This window comes from Streptomyces sp. GbtcB7 (assembly GCF_019091445.1).
Classification (GTDB): domain Bacteria; phylum Actinomycetota; class Actinomycetes; order Streptomycetales; family Streptomycetaceae; genus Streptomyces; species Streptomyces mirabilis.
Map to the genome: position 1 here is coordinate 50,972 of NZ_JAGXJM010000001.1, position 24,019 is coordinate 74,990.

The following is a 24,019-nucleotide window of genomic DNA, read 5'->3' on the forward strand; positions in this document are numbered from 1 at the left end:
CCCCAAGAGCAGGTTTATCCGTGATATCCACCGCTATACGCGTTGCCCGGGTGGGCAGTGCGGCCGAGTTGGCCGCGGCGGCCCTCATGATGCTGGGCTTCCCCTGCCTGATGCTGGCCGCGCTCATCCCGAGCGTCGGTGCCTTCGCGGCCGCGGCCGCTGTGACGTACCTGGCGGACCACTATCTGCACCGGCGCGGCAGCTATCTGGTCAACCGCCTCAGCAAGGTGCGCGCCGGTCTGTCCATCAGGTTCCTGATCCGACAGCTGCTGCTGGTCCTGCTGCTCGCGCGCCTTGACCTGTCCGACAGCATGGTCTTCTACGCGGCGATCGCGTGCTTCCTCGCCTTCTACGGCTTCCAGGCCCCGCACAGCGCGCTGATCACCATGATCCGGCTGCGCCGCAAGATGCCGGTCGCCACCCGCAACGTCGACCTGGCCTCGCGCATCCGCATCCCGGACGCACCGCCGCGCACCCTGCTCGACCGGGCCGCCGAGAAGATGCTCCACCTCGACCTGCTGGCCGTCGCCGGCGTCCTCGTCACCGGAGCCACCGACACCAACGTGTACGGCTTCGTGGGCATCGCGGCCACGCTGGTGCTGGCGTTCGTCTACGTCGTCGCGCTCGTCCCGTACATCCGCGGCAAGAAGACACCGCCCAACGCGGACACGGTCCTTGCGTCGGTCGACGGCTGGCTGCGCGAGTACCGCCCGGAGACGGTGCTGTACTTCTCGGGCTCCAAGGACTCGGCGTACCAGGTCAACATGTGGCTGGAGACGATGGAGCAGCTGGACACCCGGCCGCTGATCATCCTGCGCGAGCGCGCCATCCTGGAGCGCATGGCGCCCACCACGGTGCCGGTCATCTGCGTGCCCGGGGGAGTGCACCTGATGAACATGGACCTGTCCACGGTGCGCGTCGCGCTGTACGCGGCGAACGTCGGCAAGAACATCCACATGCTGCGCGTCCCGACCATGAAGCACGTCTTCATCGGCCACGGTGACAGCGACAAGCTGGCCAGCGTCAACCCGTTCAGCAAGGCGTACGACGAGGTGTGGACCGCCGGTCGCGCGGGCCGCGACCGCTACGCCATCGCCGACGTCGGTGTCCGGGACGACGACATAGCGGAGGTCGGCCGCCCGCAGCTCGCGCCGATCCAGACCTGGCGGGGCGTGCCCGAGGGACGTGTCCCCACGATCCTGTACGCCCCCACCTGGGAGGGCTGGGACGACAACCCGGGCAACACCTCGATCCTGCTGGCGGGCGCCAACATCGTGCGCGCGCTGCTGAAGGCCGAGCAGCCCGTCCGCGTCCTCTACAAGCCGCACCCGTTCACCGGCACCCGCAGCCCGCAGGCCAAGACCGCGCACGAGAAGATCGTCGCGCTGGTCGAGAAGGCGGCCGCCGAGCGCGCCGCCGACCCGCGCTTCACCGTCGACGCGGCGGCCCAGTCCGCGGCCAAGGCGGAGCTGGCCCGCATCGGGGCTCGCATCGAGAAGCTGACCGGCGTCACCGAGAGTGGTGACGAGGCCGAGGCCACCCGCGACGGCCTGGTCGACACGGCCGCGCACGCCGAGGTCGCCCGGCTGCGCACCGAGTGGAACGACGCCTACTGGCGCTCGTTCGGCAGCTGGGAGCACCGGGTCATCACGGGCGCCGAGCCGCGCCTGTACGACTGCTTCAACGTCTCCGACGCGATGGTCTCCGACATCTCGTCCGTGGTCTCCGACTTCATCGCGAGCGGCAAGCCCTACGCGGTCACGGACTCCGCGGAGCTGGGCGTCGAGGAGTTCAAGCGGCAGAACACCGCGGTGCGTGCCGCCGTGATCCTGTCGAACTCGGCGAGTGAGCTGGGCGAGCTGCTCGCCGAGGTCACCGACCCGTCCTCGGACGCGCTCGCCGCCGACCGCCGGGAGCTGAAGGAGTACCTGCTCGGCCCGGACGAGCCGGCGTCGATCGACCAGTTCAACGCCGCGGTGCGCGACCTCGCGAAGAAGTCCCGGGCGCGCAACCTCGGCCAGGAGACCGGTGCGTCGGCCGCCGCCGTGGAGCTCGCGAACGGGGTTCCCGGGCAGCGCAAGGCCTCGGCGGACGAGACGGGCGGCGCGGCCGTCAAGGGCTGATCCACCTCGCCGAGCAGTCGCCTCGCCGAGTAGCCATCTCTCCGAGTAGTCAGTGACAGGGCCCGGCCCCGAGGAGCATCCTCGGGGCCGGGCCCTGTCCCGTTCCCCGTAAACCTGTGAACCGCATCACATTTGGGGTCCGGTGAGGCAACCTCTTCGTACTTTCAACCGTCTTTGAGGTAGCCCTTGAGCTGATACGGGGGAAATGTTCGGATGACAATGGAGAAACGTGACCGTGACGCAGCCTGATGTGAGCGTGATCATCGGGGCGTACGAGGCCATGCCCTACCTGGTCAAGTGCCTGGAGTCGGTCGAGGCCCAGACGCTCGACCCCGCTCGTATCGAGGTCATCGCCGTCGACGACGGGTCGAAGGACGGCACCGGCGAGTACCTCGAGGAGTTCGCGGAGCGTGCGGCCATGGCCGTCACGGTGATCCGGCAGGCCAACTCCGGCGGCCCCAGCGGCCCGCGCAACGTCGGCCTCGACAAGGCCCGGGGCCGGTTCGTCTTCTTCCTCGACGCCGACGACTACTTCGGCCCCGAGGCCCTGGAGCGCATGGTCGCCATGGCCGACGAGCACGGCACGGACGTCGTGCTCGGCAAGGTCATCGGCGTCAACCGCAACGCCCCCAAGTCGATGTGGGGCAAGAACCAGCCCCGTACGGACGTCTTCTCCTCGCAGATCAAGTTCACGCTCAGCGCGCAGAAGCTCTTCCGGCGCGAGCTGCTCACCCGGCACGACATGCACTTCGACGAGTCGCTGAAGACCGGCGAGGACGCCCTCTTCACCATGGAGGCCTACCTCCGCGCCGACGGCGTCTCCGTGGTCGCCGACTACGACTGCTACTACCTCGTCGGCCGCGACGACGGAAAGCACGTCACCAAGAGCGGCAGCTACACCCTGCGCTTCGACTCCGCCCGCGCCCTGATGGGCCTGATCGCCGAGCACGTGCCCGCGGGCAAGCGCCGCGACGGCCTGATGGTCCGCCCCTTCCTCGTCACGCTGCTGCCGCAGTTCGGCCCCGTCTTCCTCAGAGACGACGAGGAGGTCAGACAGAACAAGCTCGTGCTGGCCAAGCCGCTGATCGACGCGTACTGGACCGAGGGGGTCGCGAACCGCCTCAAGGTCAACGAGCGGCTCCGGGTGAACCTCGCCGGTCAGGGCCGGGGCGACCTGCTGGTGGACGTCCTGGACTTCATCAAGAAGAAGAAGGCGCCCACCCTCCACGTGGACCCGCGCAGCCGCAAGGCCTACCTCGCCTACCCGCACTTCCGGGACAAGGCGGCGCCGCTCCCGGACGGCTGGTTCATCCCGACGTCCCGCGAGACGGTCACCATCGAGAGCTTCAAGTTCCCCCCCGCCGCCCACTTCCCGGGCATGCGCACCGCCCGCAAGATGGCGCGCAAGATCCTCGGACCGCGCCGCGCGGGCTGACGAAGAGGCCCGTTCCGCGGCCCGGAGGGCCACGGAACGGGCGTTCGATGAACCACCTGGCCACCAAGACCGCCGATGAGGGCTACTGGCGCCCCGCCTGCAGGGCCTTCCGCAGCGGGCGCCCCACCGCTCGCCGGGCGATCCGGTAGACGGAGCGCTGCGGCGCCGTCGCGGCCGCCGGCTTCGCGGCGGTCTTGCGGGCCTTGTCGAGTTCGCGCTTGAGCTTCGCGTTGTCCGTGGACAGTTCGCCGATACGGGTCTGGAGCCAGCCGAACCGGCTGGTCAGCGAGGCGACGTCGGCGTCGTTCCAGGGGCGGATGCCGGCCGGGAAGGCGAGCGAGCGCAGCCGCTTCTCGTGCGCCGCGCCCCCGTCGCCGTGCGTGAACGTGTTCTCCAGGCCGTTGCGCTCCAGGAAGCCCATGAAGCGGTCGAAGCGCTCCTGGTGGCCGCCGGTGAGCGCGCCGAAGTCCGCCTCCGCGTACAGCTCGGCCGGGTCGAGGTCCTGCGGCAGCGCGTTGATCCTGCGGTGCGGGACGCCGAAGTAGCGGCACAGCTCGAGGGTGCGCGAGTCGCCGCACAGCACGGTCGCGGGCGTACCCGCCAGCAGCGCCGCGATATTGCCGTGGATGCGGGAGCCGAACGAGAAGTCGAAGCCCCGCAGGTCGTCGATCCAGGTCACGGGGTCGATGTACACACGGACCTTGTCCTCGCGGTACATCGGGTGATCCGGGTGCGTGGGCATCGCGGTGACGGAACCGTTCGGATCCGACAGGTCGCGCCAGTGCAGCTGGCGGGCGTCGCTGAGGTTCTGTCCGACGAACCGCAGGTGGGGGTAGCGGCCGTGCGCCCGGCGGATGACCCCGTCCAGGCCCTGGGACTTCACCGCACTGTGCGAGCCGTTGATCGCGACCCGGGACTCGGGACCGAGCGCGGGCGCGTTCTTGCGTACGTCGAGCTCCCTGCCGTACATGAACATCGACGGACAGCCGATGACCTCGACGTCACGGAAGCCCATGTCCTTCAGGTACCGCTCGGTGAACTCGCCGCGCACCCCGATGGACGCGCTGCGCTCGAGCACCGCGCCGACGAACTCCCGGACGGCCGGTTCCATGGGCTTCAGCCTGGCCGGGTTGTAGTCCAGACCGGTCTGCGCGCCGATGCCCGGCACGACCACCGGGATCTTCAACTTGCTGATGAGCTGCGTCAGCCGCCTGAGCTGGGGCTCGAACGAGGGCCGGAACGCGTTGGCCAGCGGAACGACGAAGGCGTCGTACTCCTCGTTGATGCGGCCCGCGGCGGCGACGTTGGTACGGATGCCGTTCGACACGACCTCGGCGCGAGGAGTCTCGAGGATCTTGTGCGCGGCGTCGCTGAAGATCAGGTTTCCCGCGTTGGTGGCGATGACGTCCTGGTGGAGAGCCTGCTCCACAGGGACGACGTCGTACGGGCTTTTCCCTGATCTCAGGAGTATGCGCTTCACCGGATGAACATTAGATGCCACGTTGGTCAACTTATCTTTGCGTCATCTTTAAGTCCTATGAGGAACCCGCACAACCTTTTTTGCATACGCGGGACGTGAGCGAGCGGCTACGCCCCGGTGATCACGAGGGTCGGGCGCCGTCCGCAGGCTGGACCGGCGGGCGCCATCCCCGCCCCTTCGCGTAGATTGCCGGGCGGGACCGACGCGAGGGGACACACCGCAGGTGGCAGGGCAGGTGACTGGGCACATGGCAGGCCAGGTGGCAGGAGCGAGGCAGGCCGTGGCCGGGGCTCACAGAATCGTCGTCAAGGTGGGTTCCTCCTCGCTGACCACGGCCGCGGGCGGACTCGACGCCGACCGTGTCGACGCGCTCGTCGACGTCCTCGCCAAGCACCGCAGCGGCGGCGAGAAGGAGATCATCCTCGTCTCGTCCGGCGCCATCGCGGCCGGCCTCGCCCCGCTCGGGCTGCGCCGCCGCCCCAAGGACCTGGCCCGGCAGCAGGCCGCCGCCAGCGTCGGCCAGGGCCTCCTGGTCGCTCGCTACACCGCCTCCTGCGCCCGCCACGGCGTCCGTGTCGGGCAGGTGCTCCTCACCGCCGACGACACCAGCCGGCGCGCCCACCACCGCAACGCCGCCCGCACCCTCGACAAGCTCCTCGCGATGGGCGCCCTGCCGGTCGTCAACGAGAACGACACCGTTGCCACGGACGAGATCCGCTTCGGCGACAACGACCGGCTCGCCGCGCTCGTCGCCCACCTCGTCCGGGCCGACCTGCTGGTCCTGCTCTCCGACGTGGACGGCGTGTACGACGGTGACCCCAGCAGGCCCGGCACCTCGCGGATAGCGGAGGTCCGCGGACCCGGGGACCTCGCGCACGTCGACATCGGCACCGCGGGCAAGGCGGGCGTCGGCACCGGCGGCATGGTCACCAAGGTCGAGGCGGCCCGGATCGCGGCGGCCGCGGGCATCGCCGTGGTGCTCACCTCCGCCGTGCACGCCGCCGAGGCCCTCGCGGGCGGCGACACCGGCACGTACTTCCACCCCACCGGCAAGCGCTCCGCCGACCGACTGCTGTGGCTGCAGCACGCCTCGACCCCGCAGGGCGCGCTCGTCCTGGACGACGGGGCCGTGCGCGCGGTCGTCGACCGGCGCACCTCGCTGCTGCCGGCGGGTATCGCGGCCGTCGAGGGCGACTTCACCGCGGGCGACCCCGTCGAGCTGCGAGACAGTACGGGACGGGCGGTCGCACGAGGTCTGGTGAACTTCGACGCCAAGGAGATTCCCCAGCTCATCGGGCGCTCGACCCGCGAGCTGGCCCGCGAGCTGGGCCCGGAGTACGAACGCGAGGTCGTACACAGGGACGACCTCGTGCTCCTGCATCCGTAAGACGCCCGTTCCGCACCGCCTCTGAAACAGCTGTCCAGTACACCCGTAAAAGGCCGATTCCGAGGCCCCCGCCGGGGGACGTTGTGTAAAAGCGCCACACGGCGGCTCCCCACCTGCTGAACTTTGTTGCGGGGAGACCCCGGTGCAGCCCGATGCAGTACGACCATTGCGGACCATTGCGAAAAGGAGGCCGTCGTGAGACGAGTGCGCCCTGGGGCGGCGGCGTCCCGCGGCGGTGCCGCCTCCCGGGCGGGTGGTCCGGCTTCCCGCGCGGCGGGCGAGGAACGGGCCCTGACGAGCGTCGCGGCCGGTGACACCTACGAGCGCGAGAAGCCGGCCGACCAGCCCCGGCTGTGGCACGTCACGCTGAGCGTCTCGGGCGGCGAGGCCCCGCTGAAGGAGGTCAGGCGTGCCCTCGAACAGCTGGCCCACGACCACCCGTTCCTGCTGACCAGCCGCTACGCCAACGACCACGCGGAGATCCGCTACTGGGAAGAAGCCCGCGACCTGCACGACGCGGCGGCCGTCGCCCTGCGCCTGTGGGGCGAACACCGCCAGACCGCCAAGCTCCCGCCCTGGGAGATCGTCGGCCTGGAGGTCATCGACCGCGAGACGTACCACCAGCGGATCGCGGAGGGGTATGGGCCACTTCCGGCCACTCCGGTCGGAGTCCATCCCTTTTGACCCTGTCTCGGGGTGTGGGACAGCCGCTGGACGGGTCCGTCCGGCGCACTACCCTTCCGATATGACCACGCTCTCGCCGTACGACTCGATGTCCCCGGTCACCCAGGCCGCCTACCGCGCCAAGGCCGCCGCCGCCGATCTCGCACCCCTGCCGCGGGCCGAGAAGGACGACGCGCTGCTCGCGATCGCGGACGCGCTGGAGGTCCGTACGAGCGAGATCGTCGCGGCCAACGCCAAGGACATCGCGCGCGCCCGCGAGGCCGGCACCAGCGAGACCGTCATCGACCGGCTCACGCTCACGCCCGAGCGCGTGCGCGCCATCGCCTCGGACGTACGGGACGTCGTCTCGCTGCCCGACCCGGTCGGCGAGGTCGTGCGCGGCTCGACCCTCCCGAACGGCATCGACCTGCGCCAGGTGCGCGTCCCGCTCGGCGTCGTCGGGATCATCTACGAGGCCCGCCCGAACGTCACGGTCGACGCCGCCGCCCTCTGCCTGAAGTCCGGCAACGCCGTCCTGCTGCGCGGCTCCTCCTCGGCCTTCGAGTCGAACACCGCGCTGGTCCGGGTGCTGCGCGACGCCGTGGGCGGCGCCGGACTGCCCGCCGACGCCATCCAGCTGGTGCCCGGCGAGGGCCGCGAGTCGGTGCGCGAGCTGATGCGTGCCCGCGGTCTGGTCGACGTCCTCATCCCGCGCGGCGGCGCCTCGCTGATCCGCACGGTCGTCCAGGAATCCACCGTCCCCGTCATCGAGACCGGCACGGGCAACTGCCACGTGTACGTCGACGCCAACGCCGACCTCGACATGGCGATCGACATCCTGATCAACTCCAAGGCGCAGCGGCCCAGCGTCTGCAACTCCGCCGAGACGCTCCTCGTGCACCAGGACATCGCCCCCGAGTTCCTGCCGCGCGCCCTGGACGCCCTCGCGGACGCCGGGGTCACCGTGCACGCCGACGAGCGCGTCCTCGCCTATGCCAAGGACTCCAAGGCCACCGTCGTCGAGGCCACGCCCGAGGACTGGGAGACCGAGTACCTCTCGTACGACATCGCCGCCGCCGTCGTCGACTCGCTCGACCGGGCCGTCGAACACATCCGGCTGTGGACCTCCGGCCACACCGAGGCCATCGTCACCACCTCGCAGCAGGCCGCCCGCCGCTTCACCCAACTGGTGGACTCCACCACGGTCGCCGTGAACGCCTCGACCCGCTTCACCGACGGCGGCCAGTTCGGCTTCGGCGCCGAGATCGGCATCTCCACGCAGAAGCTGCACGCGCGGGGACCGATGGGGCTGCCGGAGCTGACGAGCACCAAGTACATCGTCACGGGCGACGGACACATCCGGCGCTGAGCCCGCGCTCCGCGTGAGCCGCGTCTCGTCAGGCGGATGAATTTCCATACCGTCTGCCCAAAATGACCCCCCAGGTCTACTCTGGATCCGTGCCGGAGGACGTGGGGGGCACGCCGTTCCCTGACGGCTGGGAGCCCGACGACGACCGCGACCGCGGGGGTGCGGACGAAGAGTTCGCCTCCGTGGTCTTCGACGAGGACTTCGTACGTGCGGCGGTGATCCATGAGCCGACCGCCGTCGAACGCCTCCTAGCAGCCGCGCAGGCCCGCGCGGAGGCCTCAGAGGCCGAGGCGCGCCGGGCGCACTCCCGGGGTGCCCGTGGCGACGACGAGCGCTACGAGGACGGGTTCGGGCCCGACGGCCCTGGCGATTACGGCCATGACCCGGACCTGGACGACCTCGACGACACCGAGATCCTCGAAGGCCGCTACGGAGCGCCGGGCTCGTACGGCAGATACGGCAGGGCCTACGGAAAACAGGCCCGCTGGCACCGCCCCGTCGCCTGGGTGCTCGCCCTCGTGATGGGCGTGGGCATGGTCGCCCTGGCCTTCACGGCGGTCTACCGAGGGGCCTCCTCGGGCCGTCAGGACCAGGTCCCGCCACCCGCCTCCACGGGCCTCGAACAAGGCCAGGACAAGGTCACCGGCACCGGCCCCTCCGCTTCGGCCGAGTACTCCCATTCGGCCGTGTCCGCGGTTCCCAAAACGCCCTGACACCCGTGGCGCCCGCGCCGCCCCTGACGACCCTTCGAACATTCTGACGATCGCGACGGTCCTTGGCGATCCTGGTGAGAACCTGTCAGAAGTTGTCGTGTACCACGGCGTTTACCTGAGCCCCCGGAGACCTACCCTGAAGGTATGGGCGGGCCTGGAGACCCACCTGAGGGGACACCCGAGGGCGCTCCCGCTGGTGGAGAGGACGAATACCGATCCGTCGTCTTCGACGAGTCGTTCGTCCGTGCTGCCCGCCTCCAGGAGTTCTCCGCGCAGGAGCGGATGGCCGACCACGCCCCGGCCGTACGCCGCCGCCCCACCCTCCAGCGCGGTCTGCCCCGGCAGGCGCTGATCCTGGTCCTGCTGATCGCCGTCGCCTTCGGCACCGCGATCTACATGGGCGTGCGGCACCCCTACCAGAGCCCGGCCGCCCAGCCCCCCGAGCCGCTGCGGATGACCGTCATACCCCTGGCGCCCCAGACCGCCGTCCCGGGGGCCACGAGCGCCGAGGAGCTGTACGCGCACAGCCCGGCCGCCCAGTTCGCCGTCGGCGCCGACGGCATCGCGCTGCCCGCCTACCGGCGCACCGCGCACTTCTCCGACAGCCAGGTCGTGGCCGCCCTGACCACCGCCAAGGACTACCTCGTGAAGTCCTCGCTCGACCCGGAGGTGCTCACGGGCGTCACCAACCGGCCCGTGCGGATCCTGCTCGCGCCCCAGCAGCTCGACCAGTTCGACCAGAGCTTCGACCACCCGGCCGCCGACGGTCGGCACGCGCCCACCGGCTGGCTGGTCCGCTTCGATCCCACCCGCGCCCAGCTCGCGGACTCCAGGATCAGGGTGCAGGGCACCCTTCAGGCCGCCGAGTTCGACTCCAGCACCCTTGAGGTCGTCGCCGACCACACCTTCGTGTACGCCCTGAAGCCGGCCGGCTCGGACGTCAACGCGAAGGCCTCGCTGTTCACCGTCCGGCGCGAGCTGCAGTTCCGCTTCGACCGCGACGACCTGCGCATGCACCAGGCCGAGGTGGTCGTCTCCTACGTCCAGGCCGGACCGCTCGCCTGCTCCGAGGACTCGGTGACCCATCTGCACCCGCTGCTCGCGGGCCAGACGGCGAAGGCGGGCGGCCCGGCCGGCACCGACCCGTACGCGACGGGCAGCGCGACGGCACTGTGTGGCTCACTGGCGACGAGCTCGCAGCCGAGGGTCTGACGGCCGAAGGTCTGGCGGCCGTCACTCTGGCGGCCGATGGATGGTCTGACAGCCGCAGGTCCGACGCCCAAAGTTCTGACCGTGACCGTCGTGTCCCCGGCTCCCGTGCGTGTCAGTCGTCGTCCGCGGGTGCGTGTCAGTCGTCGTCCTCGGGGGTGCTGTCCCGGGGCGGCTGGTCCTTCGGCGAGGTCCGGTCCTCGGGGGTGGTCTGGTCGTTCGGGGCGGTCTGGTCCTTCGGGGTGCCGCCGGCGAAGCCTCCGAACCCGCGCCGCACCCGCCCGCCGAGGTCGCCCGCGCCCCCCGCGATGTCGCTGACCAGCTTCATCAGCGGGTCCTTGGAGTTCTTGACGTCCGTGGCGTAGCTCGCCGCCGACTGCCGGAAGGAGTCCGAGACCGAGGTCTCCTTGTCCTCGGTGCGCCGCGGATAGTGACCGTCCATGATCCGCTGGTAGTCGCGGGACTCGGCCCACTTCTTCAGCTCGGCGGCGCGCACGGTGGTGAAGGGGTGTGTGCGGGGGAGGGTGTTGAGGATCTTGAGCACGGAGTCGCGCAGGTCGCCCCCGGCCTCGTACTCCTCGGCCTGTTCGAGGAACGCGTCCACGTTCATCTCGTGCAGGTGATTTCCTCCCGCGAGCTTCATCAGGCCGCGCATCGAGGCCTTCAGGTCCTGCCCGACGAGGAGCCCCGCCCGGTCGGCCGACAGCTCCGACTTGCGGAACCACTCGCGCAGCGCGGTCACTATCGCCATGATCGCGATGTTGCCCAGCGGGATCCAGGCCACCCGGAGCGCGAGATTGGTCAGGAAGAGCAGGATTGTGCGGTAGACGGCGTGGCCGGAGAGCGCGTGGCCGACCTCGTGCCCGACGACGGCCCGCATCTCCTCCTCGTCCAGCAACTCGACGAGCCCGGTCGTCACGACGATGATCGGCTCGTCCAGGCCGATACACATCGCGTTCGGCTGCGGGTCCTGGGCGACGTACATCGGCGGGACCTTCTCCAGGTCCAGGATGTGACAGGCGTCCCGCAGCATCGTGTTGAGGTGCGCGAACTGGGCGTCCGAGACGCGCACCGAGTCGGACAGGAACAGCAGCCGCAGGCTGCGCTCGGGCAGCAGGCCGCTCAGGGCCTTGAAGACCGTGTCGAAGCCGCTGAGCTTGCGCAGGGCCACCAGGGCCGAGCGGTCCGCCGGGTGTTCGTAGGTGCGCGAGGAGATCCCCTCGAAGCGCCTGCGCTGCCTGCTCGGCACGTTCTCGTGCCCGTTCTGCTGGTGGCCGTTGTCGGACATGTGTTCCCCCATGTGCGTCTGAGTGCCCTTTGTGCCCCCAAGGCACGGCCCAGCCTAGGCGGAGATAACGTGGACGGGCAGTACAGAGAAGGAGTCCATCGCCATGGAGCACATCCCCGCAGCCGCCTGGCTCACCGAGGCCGCGAACGCGGCAAACAAGCAAGGCCCGGGCAATCTGCTCCGTGTCGTGCTGATCGTGATGATCGTCGGGGTGGGCCTGACCGCCTGGTTCCTGCTGCGCGGGTACAAGCGGGACGACTGACGCGGGGACAAGCGGCACGGCTGAGGCGGGGACAAGCCGCACGACCGAGGCTGTGTGGGCCGGGGAGGCCGGAGCAACCGGCGTCCCCAACGGCGGAGTCGGCGTGATCGCGACCGAGGCCCCCGCATACGATGGGGCGACGTCTTTATCCCGCCCACACCGGATAGGTCCTGCCGAGATGAGCTTCCACAGCACCGCTGCACAGTTGGTCACCGTTGCCGCCGAGGGCGAGCAGGGGGGCAACCACGAGAGCCTCAACCCGTTCCTGACCGGCGGTGGCGCGCTGTTCGTGCTGCTCCTGCTGCTGTGGATCACCACGCGTTTCAACCGCGACCGCTGAGCCTTTTCGGCCGTTCGGAGCCGTCCCAGGGACCCCTGTCGGGCGGAGCCCGTCGACCGGGCCGGTAGGGTCTGCACGCATGGGAGAGCAGGACATGCCTACCGGTCCGGCGAGTGACACGGAGAGCGGCGCCGTCGGCGGCGCCGCGGGTGACGCGCTCGGCGGCCCAGTGAGAGGCGGGGCGAGTCGGCTGACGACCGGCCCCGGGAACGGCCCCTCGAATCCGGGCAAGCGCCGCCTCGGCGTCATGGGCGGAACGTTCGACCCGATCCACCACGGGCACCTCGTGGCGGCCAGCGAGGTCGCCGCGCAGTTCCACCTCGACGAGGTGGTGTTCGTGCCGACCGGGCAGCCGTGGCAGAAGTCCGACCGGAAGGTCTCACCGGCGGAGGACCGCTACCTGATGACGGTCATCGCCACCGCCGAGAATCCGCAGTTCTCGGTGAGCCGCATCGACATCGACCGCGGCGGCCCGACCTACACCACGGACACCCTGCGCGATCTGCGCGCCCTCAACCCCGACACCGATCTGTTCTTCATCACCGGTGCCGACGCGCTCGGTCAGATCCTCACCTGGCGGTACGCGGAAGAGTTGTTCTCCCTCGCGCACTTCATCGGAGTCACCCGGCCCGGTCACACCCTGACCGACCCGGGCCTGCCGGAGGGCGGCGTCTCGCTGGTCGAGGTTCCCGCGCTGGCCATCTCCTCCACAGACTGCCGTGCGAGAGTCGCCAAGGGCGACCCCGTCTGGTACCTGGTGCCGGACGGTGTGGTGCGCTACATCGACAAGCGTGAGCTGTACCGCGGCGAGTGAGGCGAGTGAGCCGAGAGGGGCACCGGTGAACGACCGATACGACGGATACGCGGGCGGCGACCAGTACGAGCTCGTCGGCTACGACGAGTTCGGGCAGCCTGTGTACCGGCAGGTGGCGCCCCAGCAGCCCCAACAGGGCTACGACCCGTACGCGCAGCCGCAGCAGCCCCAGCAGCACCAGGGCTACGGCTACGACCCCTACGCGGCCGACGCGGGGGGCTATGACACCGGTCAGCAGCAGCCCGTGTCCTCGTACGACACCGGTCAGCAGACCGCGGTCCCCGCCTACGACCCCTACGACCCGTACGGAGCCGGCGCGTCCGGAGCCGCCGGGACGACGCCGTCGTACGACCCCTACGGGCAGACGGTGCACACGGGGCAGGCTGGTCAGCCCGGGCAGACGGGGCGGGCCGGGCAGGCGGGTCAGTCCCGGAGCGGGACCGGCGCCGCGGGCACGAGCACCGGGCAGCAGCCCCGGGTCGCCGAGCAGACCGCGTACATCCCGCAGCAGGCGCGCCCCGCGGAGGAGAACGAGCCCCGGACCGACCGGGACTACCGCACCGAGCAGTTCGCCTTCGTCGAGGAGCAGGAAGCCGAGCCCGAAGACGTCATCGACTGGCTCAACTTCACCGAGAACCGTACCGAGCGCCGCGAGGAGGCCAAGCGCCGCGCCCGCAGCAGGGTCGTCGCCCTGGTCGTGGTGCTCGCCCTGGTCGTGGTCGGCGGCGTCGGCTACCTCTGGTACGCGGGGAAGCTGCCCGGCACCTCCTCCGGCGGCAAGTCCGCCGCGACGACGGCCACGGGTGCCCAGAACCGTGACGTGATCGTCGTCCACCTGCACAACACGAAGGGCGGCGGCACCTCCACGGCGCTGCTCGTCGACAACACCACCACCAAGCAGGGCACCACCGTCCTGCTGCCCAACTCCCTTGCCCTGACGGATGACAGCGGCTCGACGACCACGCTCGCCAAGTCCGTCGGCGACGACGGCTCCTCCGGGACCCGGGACGCGATCGACACGGTGCTCGGGACCAATATCCAGGGCACCTGGCGCCTCGACACCCCCTACCTCAACAACCTCGTCGACCTCGTCGGCAGCATCGACCTCACCACCAACGCCGATGTGCCGGACCCCGATGCGAAGAAGAAGGGCGAGGCGCCCCTCGTGAAGAAGGGCGAGAACCAGACCCTCAGCGGCAAGATGGCCGTCGCCTACGCCACCTACCGGGCCTCCGGCGAAGCCCAGAACGCGCAGTTGGAGCGGTTCGGGCAGGTCATGCAGGGCGTGCTGCGCAAGCTGTCCTCGGACAAGCAGGCCGCGACAACCACCGTGCAGACCTTGGCGCAGATCCTCGACCCCTCCCTGACCGACCAGGACCTCGGCGCCTTCCTCGCCAAGCTCGCCGACCTCGCCAAGGGCGGCGACTACAAAACGGCACTGCTGCCCGTGCAGCAGGACGGCACTCTGAGCGAGAGCGCCACCAACAGCGTGGTCAAGGACGTCCTCGGCGGCACCGCCAAGAGTCCCGACGCCGGTGCCGCCGTCCGTGTCGGCATCAAGAACGCCACCGGGAACAAGGACGCCACCGAGAAGGCCCGCGTCGTTCTGGTCAACGGCGGCTACACCTTCCTGGACTCCGGCACCGCCGCCACCGCCCAGAGCGTGTCCCAGATCACGTACACCGATGCCGCCAGGAAGAACGACGCCATCGAGGTCGCGAAGACCCTCGGTCTGCCCACCAGCACCGTGAAGAAGGGCAGTGGCTCGTCCAACGCGGACGTCTCGGTGGTCCTCGGCCAGGACTACAAGGTGACCACCTCCACCGGGTGATCACCATGACCACTCCACTGGGTGATCACGAAGAGTGGTCATGGGTGACCCTCCGGAGTGGTCGGCGCCACGTCCCGGGGCTCCCGGGACGTGGCCACGTAAACGCGTGGGGTGCCGTCGGTGGTCCGTGAGACCCTTGAGTCATTACTGACCGCCGACGGAAAGCCGCGTAGTGACCGCCACGGACCGCTCCATCGAGCTCATCACCACCGCCGCGCAGGCGGCCGCAGACAAGCTCGCGCACGACATCATCGCTTACGACGTCAGCGACGTTCTCTCGATTACCGACGCCTTCCTGCTGGCGTCCGCCCCCAACGACCGCCAGGTCAAGTCGATCGTCGACGAGATCGAGGAGCGGCTGAACAAGGAGCTCGGCGTCAAGCCGGTGCGCCGCGAGGGCGACCGCGAGGCCCGCTGGGTACTGCTCGACTACGTCGACATCGTGGTGCACGTGCAGCACAGCGAGGAGCGTGTCTTCTACGCTCTGGAGCGGCTGTGGAAGGACTGCCCGGAGCTTGACCTGCCCGCCGACGCCAAGGCCACCCGCGGCAAGGCCGCCGAGCACGCCAAGCTGCAGGCCGAGGAGGACTCCGTCGAATTCGGGGAGCTGCGGTGACCGCGGCGGGCGCCGAGGCGGCCAGGGCATCCGCCACGGGTGACGCCCAGGCGGGGCGGCGGCCGACCGTCGCGGGCGTCGAGGCCGGGGAGAAGCCGGGCCGCGGTCGCCGCGTCATCCTGTGGCGGCACGGCCAGACCTCCTGGAACGTGGATCGCCGCTTCCAGGGCACCACGGACGTCGAGCTCACCGAGACGGGCATCGGCCAGGCCCGCCGCGCCGCCCGGCTGCTCGCCTCGCTGAAGCCCGACGTGATCGTCGCCTCGGACCTCCAGCGCGCCGCGAACACGGCCGGCGAGCTGTCCACGCTCACCGGTATCGACGTCATCCACGACGAGGGGCTGCGCGAGACCTACGCGGGCGTCTGGCAGGGGCTGACGCACGAGGAGATCATCGCCCAGTACGGCGACGAGTACGCCGCCTGGAAGCGTGGTGAGCCGGTGCGCCGCGGTGGCGGCGAACTGGAGACCGAGGTCGCCGACCGCGCCGCCCCCGTGGTGCTGCGCCACGCCGACAAGCTCCCCGAGGACGGCACCCTCGTGGTCGTCAGCCACGGCGGCACCATCCGCACCACCATCGGGCGCCTGCTCGGCCTGGAGTCCCGGCACTGGGAGAGCCTGGGCGGCCTCTCCAACTGCTGCTGGTCCGTCCTCGGAGAGGGCGCGCGGGGCTGGCGGCTGCTCGAGCACAACGCCGGCACACTGCCGGAGCCGGTGCTCGGCGACGACGACTGAGCGGCCCCCTGTCCGGTCCCGGGGGCCGGGCGGGACCGGATTTCACTTTCTGGCAGGTCGCAGGCTAAAGTTCTTCTTGTTCGCCCCGCCGAGCGGGAAGAACGCAAGGGGCTATAGCTCAGTTGGTAGAGCGCCTGCATGGCATGCAGGAGGTCAGGAGTTCAATTCTCCTTAGCTCCACAGATCAACTCTCTTGAGTTGTCAAAGATCAGCACAGATCAGTGATGAGAATCCCGTTCCCTTCAAGGGGCGGGATTTTTTCATGTCCCCCATGTTGTCGGTGACATGGGCGACATCGGTCCCAGGGATGCCGTGGCGGCCGCGAGTGACGGTGGCCACAACCGCTCCCGCCGCTCGCGCAGAACCGCCAGCCCCTTGCGCGCCTTCTCGTCGTCCGGGGTGTAGGCGACGATCCGGCACTCCGGCATCCCGTCGATGGACAGCGACACCGAGGTCATCCGCAGTTCGCCCACCGCCTCATGGCGGAACGTCTTCACACGCGGTCCCGGCGGGAGGACGTCCCCGCCCGCCCACAACTCGGCGAAGCGCGGGCTGGCGGCCGACAGCCCGCGTATGTAGTCCTCCCAGGCGGGCTCGCCGACATGTCTGCCGTACGCGGAGCGCAGCGTCGCCACCATCAACGGCAGTTCGCTGTCCCGGAACACCACGGGGCAGCCGGGCTCGGGCACGGTGAACAGGGTCCACAGCACGTTGGGAACGCCGATGTCGAGCGTCTGCGGCACGAAGAACAGGTCGCGGTATGGGGGGTTGGCGGCCAGGATGTCGTACCGCGAGTTGTAGACCGCCGCCGGGCGCGGATCGAGGGCGTCGATGATGCCCTGGATCTCCGCGCTCACGGTCTGCGCGGGGAGCTCCGGCTCGGACTCGTAGGGCACTTCGGCCAAGTGGTACAGGTGCTCCCGCTCGGTCTGGTCCAGGCGCAGGGTGCGCGCCACCGCGTCCAGGACCTGAGGAGATGCGTTGATGGGGCGGCCTTGCTCCAGCCATGTGTACCAGGTCACACCGACCCCGGAGAGCTGCGCGACCTCTTCGCGGCGCAGACCCGGTGTGCGGCGTCGCAAGCCCGGGGGCATCCCGACGTCGGCGGGTGTCACCCGCGCCCGCCGGCCGCGCAGAAAGCCGGCCAGCTCCGGCCTGCGACGCTGTGTCGTGTTCATCGGCTTCACTTCCCCCGTCTTCCATCGTCCGCGCCGAACCCGTCCGCTGCCAGGTGCTGTCAGTACCAGCATCAGCGGGCTCTCGGCACCCGTATCCGGCCGCCGCCAGGCTCGGAGCCATGACGACGACAACCCCCGCGGGCCCAGGTCCCGCAGCGGATTCAAGTCCTGCGACCAGTAAAGCCCCTGGCACTGACAATCGCCCCGGACGGCTGCTCGCGGTCGTGCTCACAGCCCAGTTCATGGCACTGCTCGACGTTTTCATCGTGAACGTCGCCGTGCCCACGATCGGTTCCGAACTCCACGCGTCCGGCGCCGGAATGCAGTTGGTGGTCGCCGGATACTCCATCGCGTACGCCGTACTGCTGATCACCGGCGCGCGCCTCGGTGACCTGCTCGGCCACCGCCGCGTCCACCTCGCCGGGCTCGCGCTGTTCACCGCGGCCTCGCTGGCGTGCGGACTCGCCCGGGGAACCGGGGAGTTGATCGCCTTCCGGCTGGTGCAGGGCGCCGGTGCGGCCGTGATGATCCCGCAGGTACTCAGCCTGATCCAGCGCCACTTCACCGGCGAGGCCCGGGCCCGTGCCCTCGGCGCGTACTCCGCCGTCGTCGCGACGGGAGCCGCGGCCGGACAGGTGCTGGGCGGCGTCCTGGTCAGCGCCGACCTGTTCGACACCGGCTGGCGGCCGGTGTTCCTGGTCAACGTGCCCGTGGGCCTCGTACTCCTGGCCGTCGGCCACCGCGTCCTGCCGCGGGACGCCCCGGGAGCCGTGGAGCGCTCACGCGGCCTCGACCTGCCGGGCCTCGTCCTGCTCGGCGCCGCCGTGTCGCTGCTCACCGTGCCGCTCGTGCTCGGTCAGGAAGAGGGCTGGCCGCTGTGGTCCTGGCTGTCCCTCGGCGCGGCCGTGGTCCTCTTCACCCTTTTCTGTCTGTACGAGTCCCGGCTCGACCGGCGGGGTGGATCGCCGCTGATTTCACCCCGAGTGCTGCGCCACCCCGGCATGGGCCTCGCGGTCTTCCGCCTGCTCGCGGTGATGGCGGTCAACGCGGGTTTCCTGTTCGCTCTGACCCTGCACGTTCAGGGCGGCCTCGGGTACAGCGCGCTGCGTGCCGGACTCACCTTCGCGCCGACCGCGGTGGTCTTCGGCCTGGTCGGCCTGACCTGGCGCGACTGGCCGGCCGCTCTGCAAGGTGTCCTGATCCCGGCCGGCTTCGCCATCGCCGCCGTTTCCGTGGCCTGCGTCGGAGCCGTGCTGAAGGGCGGGGGCGACGGCGGTTTCTGGCTGTACGTGGCGTTCGCGGGTATGGGGACCGGTCTCGCGCTGGGCTTCAGCCCAACGCTGACCAGGGCGCTGGCCACGGTGCGGCCCGAGGACGCGGCGGACGCCAGTGGACTGCTCGCGACGGTCGCCCAGCTCGGTCAGCTGATCGGTGTCGCGGCCTTCGGCACACTCTTCTTGAACCGACTTGAGTCACTTGGGGCTCCGGGGGCGTATACCTCTGCGGACGCGCTCCTCATGTGCACGTATGCGCTGGCCGCGACGGCCACGTCGGGTGCCGTGTCCGGACTGGTACGAAGGCGTCGCTGACCGTATTGCTCCGGCCGTGGCAGAATCAAACGGCCGGAAGGGGGCGCGGCCCGACGGGAGGGAGAAGCGATGCCTGCGAGCATCCTCGAGGAGGTCGACGATCTCCTCGATGTGGCACAGACACGTAGAAGAGCCACTCTCCTCGACTGTCCTTCCTGCGGATCGGTCCACGTCGCCCAGGTCCTCGGCGACAACGGCGGGATCTCCTACGTGTGCACGGCCTGCGGCCACAGCTGGAGCTGATCGATGGGTGCACACAGGCGGAAGTGCGATTGGTGCGGCAGTGGTACGCCGATCGTCCGCGACATGGAGCCGGTCAACCACGACTACCAGTACTGGTGCGAGGAGTGCGCGCGGGCGCTGATCATAAAAGGCGACCCGATCGAGACGTACCGCGAGCTGGAGGGCGAGCCGATCTACGGCCGGCTCCTCGACGAGCACTGCACGCTCAAACGGTTCTATTCGTTCGCCACAGCTTGACCCCGATCAGGGTCAGGAAGACGAGACCGGCTCCTTCGTAGAGGGCCGACAACGTCAACTGGGCGCCCGTCTGTTGCAGTTCGAGCCGTCCTGGGCCGTGTGGCACCCACCACAGCGCGTACGAGCAGAAGACCAGCGACGTACCGGCGGCGGTCACCAGTGCCGTACCGGCGGCCGTCACCTGTGCCGTACCGATGGCGGCCGCCCGGCCGCGCGTGCCGAGGATCAGCACCATCGGCACGCACCACACCCAGTGGTGCGACCACGACACCGGACTGATCAGCAGCGCCGTGATCGCGCAGGTGGCCACCGCCCAGGCGCGCCGCCCGCGCAGCTCCGCCGCCACGCCGACCCCGAGGCCCAGGGAGCCCGCCACGGCCGCCGTGGCGACCCACCAGAGGCCCGGCTGAGTGGTGTGCAGCAGCCGGGCCAGTACCCCGCGCAGCGACTGGTTCGCGGTGTCCTCCACGAGCCCGACCCGACCCGTCTCGAAGACCATGCGACTCCAGAAGCGCCATGAGTCGTAGGGCAGGGCGGAGGCCGCCAGCAGGGTTGCCCCGGCGAATGTGAGGGCCGCCCCGCGCGCGTGCCGCAGCCAGGGGCCTCCGGGGCCCCGCCGCGCGTATGCCACGACACCGGTGACCAGTAGGAACACCGCGAAGAGCGCCGGTGTCAGCTTGATCGCCGCCGCGAGCCCGATGCCCACCCCGGCCCAGCGGTGCCGGGGCCGCCGCGTCAGGTCCCACAGCACCAACACGCCGAGCAGCAGATTGATCTGCCCGTACCGCACGGTCGTCCACACCGGCTCGCACCACACGGCCGCCGCGGAGGCCCACCAGACGCCCTCCACGCGCGCGTGGTTGACGAGCCGCAGCGAGAGGGCCACGAACGCCACAAGAAGGGCCAGATTTCCGGCCGTCGCCAGAGTCCGCATGGTCGACGTGTCCAGCAGCGTCAGCGGCGTGAACAGCAGCGCCGCGAACGGCGGGTAGGTGGTCGGCAGATGGGCCTCGGTCGTACGCAGCGCGTAGAGGTCGCCGCCCGCGCGGACGGTCTCGCCCTCCGCCCGGTACACCATCAGGTCGATCATCGACACGTGCGCGGCCCGCTGCGCCCACCAGAAGGAGGCGAAGGACAACAGGCACACCCCCAGGGCGACGGGCGCACGGCGGCGGACACGGGGGAGCGCGATCACGGTCACGAAGGCCGACACTATCCCTCATGTCCGCATTGTCCGCACGGCGCGGAATCGATTTGGTGGTCCACGGGGAGGACCGTGTAATGTTGGCGTCGCCGCCGGGGAAACCGGGCGACACGGTCGATATGCGGCTTCGCCGCATGGCCACAAGGGGCTATAGCTCAGTTGGTAGAGCGCCTGCATGGCATGCAGGAGGTCAGGAGTTCAATTCTCCTTAGCTCCACACATATTGAAGGCGGGTCACCCGGTCAGGGTGACCCGCCTTCGTCGTGTTCAGCGGCCGCTGCCGAGCGCCCGACGACCACGGCGCTGGGAGAGGACCGGAAGGTTGTTGCGGGCCGGGGCGGAGGAGCGGGTGTCCTCCTCGATGCGCAGGGCGAGCGCAGGGCAGCGGCGTACGGCCCGCAGCGCCTTCGCCTCCGCGTACCGGGGCACCTGGGCCTGCGCGACGGTGGGGAAGCCGTCGGCGCCCAGTTCGAAGACCTCGGGAAGGATGTCCGCGCACAGGCCGTGACCGCGGCACAGTGTCCAGTCGACGTAGATCTTCTGGCGGCTGGGGCCGGCCTCCTCGACCGCCTGGCCGCCGGGGATGCCGGTGGGCAGCTGACCGCCCTCGAAGAGCGGCAGAACGCCCTCCACGGGCCTTCCGCAGCCATTGCCGAGGACATGGGCGGCCAGGTCGTCCGTGAACGCCTTGATGGTCGACTCGATGAACATCGCCGAGCCGTCGGGGTGCGAGCAGGCGCCGCGCCTTTTCACGGCCTTGGCGACCTGCTTCACGGCCTCCAGGGCGGCCGGTCCGCCGCCGTTGAGGATGTCCTCCAGGCCGCGCGCCGCGGCGGGCAGGCCGAGGTAGCAGGGACCGCACTGTCCCGCGCTCTCCTCCGCCAGCCACTGGGCCACCCGGAGAGACTCGCCCAGCGGGCACGTCTCCTGGGTGATCGGGAGGATCGCGCCGGCGCCGAGCGCGCCGCCCACCGCGTCCAGGGAGTTGCGCGAGACGATCGCCTCGTTGACCGTCGCCGCGTCCAGCCACTTGCCGTGGTAGCCGCCGGTCAGCACGCCCTGCGGCATCGGCGGGGCGCCGGCCAGCTGGAGCACGTAACGCAGCGGCACGCCGGTGGGGACCTCGATCACCATGGGGCGGGCGACCGCCCCGGAGATGGTGAGCATGACGGTGCCGGGCTCGTCGTACAGACCGGTGTTGCGATAGCGGTCGGGGCCGATACGGGCGGCGATGGCCAGCTGCGCGTACGTCTCGGCGTTCGACAGCAGGGTGGGCGCGCCGCCGACGCCGCTCTGCGACGCGCTGATCTTGCGACCCGGCGGGATGGCCGGGCCGCCGTCGATGGAGCGGATGAGCGAAGCGGCCGCTCCGGTCACCATCCGCACCGGATTGCGCTGCACGCGCGCGCGGAGCGGCGATCCGCGCCGGTCGCTGAGGCCGCGCTCGGCCAGCGCGGCCTCCATGGACCGCTGGGTCGACTCGCGGGTCACCCCGATGACCAGGGTGCGGGCGCCCATGGCCTCCGCGGCGAGCAGGGCGCCGTCCAGGATGAGGTGCGGGGCACGGTTGATGAGCACCGTGTCCTTGCGGCAGGCGGGTTCGTCCTCACTTCCATTGACGACCACGACGGGTCGGATGCCCTTGCTGATGGCCGACTCGGCGACCGAGCGCAGTTTCTTGGCGAAGGGGAAGCCCGCACCGCCGCGGCCCTTCAGGCCGATCGCCTCGGCGAGGCCCGCGAGCTGTTCACCGCCCATCGGCTCGAGCGGCCCGTGCACCTTCAGGTGCATGGGCAGATCGAGCCGTTCAACCAGGTCGAAGCCCGACGTGAGCTGCGGAAGCCCGACGACGCGGACCTCCGGGACGTCGGGCAGGGCCTCGTTCACTTAAAGCCTCCGGAAGGGGCGTTCCATGGTTCACCGGAGCCAGGAGCGTCGAAGGCGCCCGGCAGTACGTCAGTCGTGGGACCGCTGTCGTACGTGTCGTTGGTGTTGTACGTACCGAAGGCGGGGTTCGTCTCACCGTTGTTGTACACATCACTCGTGCCGTACCCACCGGTGGCCGAATTGTCATAGACGGGGATGTTGTATCCCGTGTCGGCGAGCGGGTCGTACGCGGAGCGGGGCGCCTCGCCGACCGGCGGCGGCGAGGGGATGGGCCAACTGCCCGACGTGCTGCCACCGGCGTCGGCGCGGGGGAACGTCTCCGTCGGCTGCATGTCCATGGGCATCTGGACGCGCTCGGTCGGGGCCGCGCCGGCGGGGTTCGCGCCGGGCGTGCCCGAGACGGCCCGGTAGGCGGCCGCGAAACCGGACGTCGCGTCCGCGGCGGCGGCGGGGTCGGCCGGGGTCTGGTACAGCGACTGCTCGGGGGACGGCGTGCGCTGCGGGGGTACGAAGGGGGCGCCCGAGGACTGCTGCGCGGGGCGCGGGGCGAAGCCCGGCAGGGAGTTCTCCGACAGGGCGGCACGGGATGCCGTCAGGTCCTCGCGGGCCATGCGGCCACCGGCGCCACCGCCTTCGCCGAGGATCGCCAGGATCCGGTCGGCGACCTTGCGCTTGAAGGGGTGGGGAGCCGCACGCAGGGCGAGGGCCCCACCGACCGCGACCAGGCACAGCTCGTACGACACCATGAAGAACGGCTTCGCCGCCCGTCCCGCGAAGAGACCGTGGATCAGCGCCGCGCACAGGGCCGGGTACGCCAGCATGTGCATCGCGCGCCAGCGTGCCGCGACCGGTGCCGGGGCCGCGAACTGGTTGCGCAGCGCGCCGGTGATGCCTACGAAGATCATGAGCAGCCCGGCCAGGGAGCCGAGGCCGATGAGTCCGGCGCTGCCCTTGACGCCCAGGCTGAAGGGGATCAGCGCGGCGATCAGGACGGTGTGGTCCAGCGCCAGTTTGATGGTGATGTGCACCAAGAGGAACGCGATCGAGCCGACGGCCGTCACCCGGTGGATGCCCTGTGCCACGATCCGCTGACGCGTGTTGAGGATGAGCCGGTCCTGGGCGATGAGGCCCCAGATGACAGAGCACGTGAGGGAGACGAGCGACAGGACGCCCGCGCCGAAGTTGAGGAAGTCCTGGACTTGGTTGCCTCCGGCCAGCACGACCACGGGTATGAGCAGCAGGACGGCAGCCGTCGCCACCCCGTAGGCCGAGCGGCCCGGTCGGGGAAGCGTGCTGCCACTGCGACGAGGGTTCATAGGGGGTTACTCCCAACGGTTCGGGGAAGCGGTCCCGAAGCCGAACTCTAAGTCGAGCCATACCGATGGGTACGAGGTTTGAGTTATTGCGTTGTTATCAA

At 70.2% G+C, this 24,019-nt stretch carries 22 protein-coding genes and 2 tRNA genes; 18 read left to right on the forward strand and 6 right to left on the reverse strand.

The window, feature by feature from the left end:
* Positions 1-20: 20 nt before the first annotated feature.
* Both KVT44_RS00195 and KVT44_RS00200 read left to right on the forward strand, forming a co-directional pair.
* Positions 21-2,123, forward strand: a complete 2,103-nt coding sequence (locus KVT44_RS00195) for a CDP-glycerol glycerophosphotransferase family protein (protein WP_229888793.1) — start codon at positions 21-23, stop codon at positions 2,121-2,123.
* Between the two features lie 229 nt (positions 2,124-2,352).
* Positions 2,353-3,558, forward strand: a complete 1,206-nt coding sequence (locus tag KVT44_RS00200; protein WP_099922689.1) for a glycosyltransferase family 2 protein — start codon at positions 2,353-2,355, stop codon at positions 3,556-3,558.
* Between the two features lie 82 nt (positions 3,559-3,640).
* Here KVT44_RS00200 and KVT44_RS00205 read toward each other — a convergent pair whose 3' ends face one another.
* Positions 3,641-5,038, reverse strand: coding sequence for a polysaccharide pyruvyl transferase family protein (locus tag KVT44_RS00205; protein ID WP_217565652.1), 1,398 nt, complete (start codon positions 5,036-5,038; stop codon positions 3,641-3,643).
* A 280-nt stretch (positions 5,039-5,318) separates the two neighbouring features.
* Between KVT44_RS00205 and proB the strand changes: the two genes are divergently transcribed.
* From proB to KVT44_RS00230, 5 genes are all read left to right on the forward strand, one after another.
* Positions 5,319-6,425 (forward strand): glutamate 5-kinase, encoded by a 1,107-nt coding sequence (proB, locus tag KVT44_RS00210; protein ID WP_190169045.1) that lies wholly within the window; start codon positions 5,319-5,321, stop codon positions 6,423-6,425.
* A 204-nt stretch (positions 6,426-6,629) separates the two neighbouring features.
* Complete coding sequence (locus KVT44_RS00215) at positions 6,630-7,109, forward strand: hypothetical protein (protein WP_099922692.1); 480 nt, start codon at positions 6,630-6,632, stop codon at positions 7,107-7,109.
* Between the two features lie 61 nt (positions 7,110-7,170).
* Complete coding sequence (locus tag KVT44_RS00220; RefSeq protein ID WP_095854712.1) at positions 7,171-8,457, forward strand: glutamate-5-semialdehyde dehydrogenase; 1,287 nt, start codon at positions 7,171-7,173, stop codon at positions 8,455-8,457.
* A 62-nt stretch (positions 8,458-8,519) separates the two neighbouring features.
* Complete coding sequence (locus tag KVT44_RS00225) at positions 8,520-9,170, forward strand: hypothetical protein (RefSeq protein WP_217565653.1); 651 nt, start codon at positions 8,520-8,522, stop codon at positions 9,168-9,170.
* A gap of 144 nt (positions 9,171-9,314) precedes the next feature.
* The gene (locus tag KVT44_RS00230; protein ID WP_190168838.1) at positions 9,315-10,382 is read left to right on the forward strand and encodes a hypothetical protein; all 1,068 of its coding nucleotides are present in this window, start codon (positions 9,315-9,317) and stop codon (positions 10,380-10,382) included.
* 136 nt (positions 10,383-10,518) lie between these two features.
* Here the strand turns inward: KVT44_RS00230 and KVT44_RS00235 are convergent, their stop codons facing one another.
* Positions 10,519-11,667, reverse strand: coding sequence for a M48 family metallopeptidase (locus tag KVT44_RS00235; RefSeq protein ID WP_075032721.1), 1,149 nt, complete (start codon positions 11,665-11,667; stop codon positions 10,519-10,521).
* Positions 11,668-11,770: 103 nt separating this feature from the next.
* Between KVT44_RS00235 and KVT44_RS00240 the strand changes: the two genes are divergently transcribed.
* The 7 genes from KVT44_RS00240 to KVT44_RS00270 all read left to right on the forward strand — a co-directional run bounded on the left by KVT44_RS00240 (position 11,771) and on the right by KVT44_RS00270 (position 16,444).
* A complete protein-coding gene (locus KVT44_RS00240; RefSeq protein WP_099922696.1) occupies positions 11,771-11,929 on the forward strand; it encodes a hypothetical protein in 159 nt (52 codons plus the stop codon).
* A gap of 178 nt (positions 11,930-12,107) precedes the next feature.
* Positions 12,108-12,269, forward strand: coding sequence for a hypothetical protein (locus KVT44_RS00245; RefSeq protein ID WP_095854717.1), 162 nt, complete (start codon positions 12,108-12,110; stop codon positions 12,267-12,269).
* Positions 12,270-12,348: 79 nt separating this feature from the next.
* Positions 12,349-13,083, forward strand: coding sequence for a nicotinate-nucleotide adenylyltransferase (gene nadD / locus KVT44_RS00250; protein WP_079065074.1), 735 nt, complete (start codon positions 12,349-12,351; stop codon positions 13,081-13,083).
* 25 nt (positions 13,084-13,108) lie between these two features.
* Positions 13,109-14,914, forward strand: a complete 1,806-nt coding sequence (locus KVT44_RS00255) for a LytR C-terminal domain-containing protein (protein ID WP_217565654.1) — start codon at positions 13,109-13,111, stop codon at positions 14,912-14,914.
* A 172-nt stretch (positions 14,915-15,086) separates the two neighbouring features.
* Entirely contained in the window at positions 15,087-15,530 is a 444-nt protein-coding gene (gene rsfS / locus KVT44_RS00260; protein WP_054231941.1) for a ribosome silencing factor, read from the forward strand.
* Between the two features lie 116 nt (positions 15,531-15,646).
* Complete coding sequence (locus tag KVT44_RS00265) at positions 15,647-16,264, forward strand: histidine phosphatase family protein (protein ID WP_099925677.1); 618 nt, start codon at positions 15,647-15,649, stop codon at positions 16,262-16,264.
* 107 nt (positions 16,265-16,371) lie between these two features.
* Positions 16,372-16,444 (forward strand) — tRNA-Ala (locus KVT44_RS00270).
* 80 nt (positions 16,445-16,524) lie between these two features.
* On the opposite strand, the gene KVT44_RS00275 is transcribed toward KVT44_RS00270, so the two are convergent.
* Positions 16,525-17,442 (reverse strand): helix-turn-helix transcriptional regulator, encoded by a 918-nt coding sequence (locus tag KVT44_RS00275; RefSeq protein WP_099925678.1) that lies wholly within the window; start codon positions 17,440-17,442, stop codon positions 16,525-16,527.
* A 224-nt stretch (positions 17,443-17,666) separates the two neighbouring features.
* On the opposite strand from KVT44_RS00275, the gene KVT44_RS00280 reads away from it, so the two are divergent.
* The 3 genes from KVT44_RS00280 to KVT44_RS00290 all read left to right on the forward strand — a co-directional run bounded on the left by KVT44_RS00280 (position 17,667) and on the right by KVT44_RS00290 (position 19,511).
* Positions 17,667-19,031 carry an MFS transporter gene (locus KVT44_RS00280; RefSeq protein ID WP_308313877.1) on the forward strand — a complete coding sequence of 455 codons (1,365 nt, stop codon included), beginning with the start codon at positions 17,667-17,669 and terminating at the stop codon, positions 19,029-19,031.
* Between the two features lie 69 nt (positions 19,032-19,100).
* Positions 19,101-19,274 carry a hypothetical protein gene (locus KVT44_RS00285; protein WP_101405208.1) on the forward strand — a complete coding sequence of 58 codons (174 nt, stop codon included), beginning with the start codon at positions 19,101-19,103 and terminating at the stop codon, positions 19,272-19,274.
* A 3-nt stretch (positions 19,275-19,277) separates the two neighbouring features.
* Positions 19,278-19,511: a hypothetical protein gene (locus KVT44_RS00290; protein WP_010986886.1), complete on the forward strand. Its 234-nt coding sequence runs from the start codon at positions 19,278-19,280 to the stop codon at positions 19,509-19,511.
* Here KVT44_RS00290 and KVT44_RS00295 read toward each other — a convergent pair.
* Positions 19,480-20,712: a glycosyltransferase 87 family protein gene (locus tag KVT44_RS00295; RefSeq protein WP_308313878.1), complete on the reverse strand. Its 1,233-nt coding sequence runs from the start codon at positions 20,710-20,712 to the stop codon at positions 19,480-19,482. The genes KVT44_RS00290 and KVT44_RS00295 overlap by 32 nt on opposite strands.
* 147 nt (positions 20,713-20,859) lie before the next feature.
* Here KVT44_RS00295 and KVT44_RS00300 point away from each other — a divergent pair.
* Positions 20,860-20,932: transfer RNA gene (locus KVT44_RS00300), tRNA-Ala, on the forward strand.
* A gap of 50 nt (positions 20,933-20,982) precedes the next feature.
* Here KVT44_RS00300 and KVT44_RS00305 read toward each other — a convergent pair.
* A complete protein-coding gene (locus tag KVT44_RS00305) occupies positions 20,983-22,602 on the reverse strand; it encodes an NADH-quinone oxidoreductase subunit NuoF family protein (protein ID WP_067370006.1) in 1,620 nt (539 codons plus the stop codon).
* On the reverse strand, positions 22,599-23,918 hold the full coding sequence (locus tag KVT44_RS00310; RefSeq protein WP_190168835.1) for a cytochrome b/b6 domain-containing protein: 1,320 nt from the start codon (positions 23,916-23,918) through the stop codon (positions 22,599-22,601). The genes KVT44_RS00305 and KVT44_RS00310 overlap by 4 nt, the downstream gene beginning before the upstream one ends.
* Between the last annotated feature and the right edge of the window lie 101 nt (positions 23,919-24,019).

What these genes read in the sequence shown, in the direction of transcription:
- KVT44_RS00220 (WP_095854712.1), top strand. Translation starts at nt 7,171, where the DNA reads ATGACCACGCTCTCGCCGTACGACTCGATGTCCCCGGTCACCCAGGCC.
- KVT44_RS00225 (WP_217565653.1), top strand. Translation starts at nt 8,520, where the DNA reads ATGACCCCCCAGGTCTACTCTGGATCCGTGCCGGAGGACGTGGGGGGC.
- KVT44_RS00230 (WP_190168838.1), top strand. Translation starts at nt 9,315, where the DNA reads ATGGGCGGGCCTGGAGACCCACCTGAGGGGACACCCGAGGGCGCTCCC.
- KVT44_RS00235 (WP_075032721.1), bottom strand. Translation starts at nt 11,667, where the DNA reads ATGTCCGACAACGGCCACCAGCAGAACGGGCACGAGAACGTGCCGAGC.
- KVT44_RS00240 (WP_099922696.1), top strand. Translation starts at nt 11,771, where the DNA reads ATGGAGCACATCCCCGCAGCCGCCTGGCTCACCGAGGCCGCGAACGCG.
- KVT44_RS00245 (WP_095854717.1), top strand. Translation starts at nt 12,108, where the DNA reads ATGAGCTTCCACAGCACCGCTGCACAGTTGGTCACCGTTGCCGCCGAG.
- nadD (WP_079065074.1), top strand. Translation starts at nt 12,349, where the DNA reads ATGGGAGAGCAGGACATGCCTACCGGTCCGGCGAGTGACACGGAGAGC.
- KVT44_RS00275 (WP_099925678.1), bottom strand. Translation starts at nt 17,442, where the DNA reads ATGAACACGACACAGCGTCGCAGGCCGGAGCTGGCCGGCTTTCTGCGC.
- KVT44_RS00285 (WP_101405208.1), top strand. Translation starts at nt 19,101, where the DNA reads ATGCCTGCGAGCATCCTCGAGGAGGTCGACGATCTCCTCGATGTGGCA.
- KVT44_RS00290 (WP_010986886.1), top strand. Translation starts at nt 19,278, where the DNA reads ATGGGTGCACACAGGCGGAAGTGCGATTGGTGCGGCAGTGGTACGCCG.
- KVT44_RS00310 (WP_190168835.1), bottom strand. Translation starts at nt 23,918, where the DNA reads ATGAACCCTCGTCGCAGTGGCAGCACGCTTCCCCGACCGGGCCGCTCG.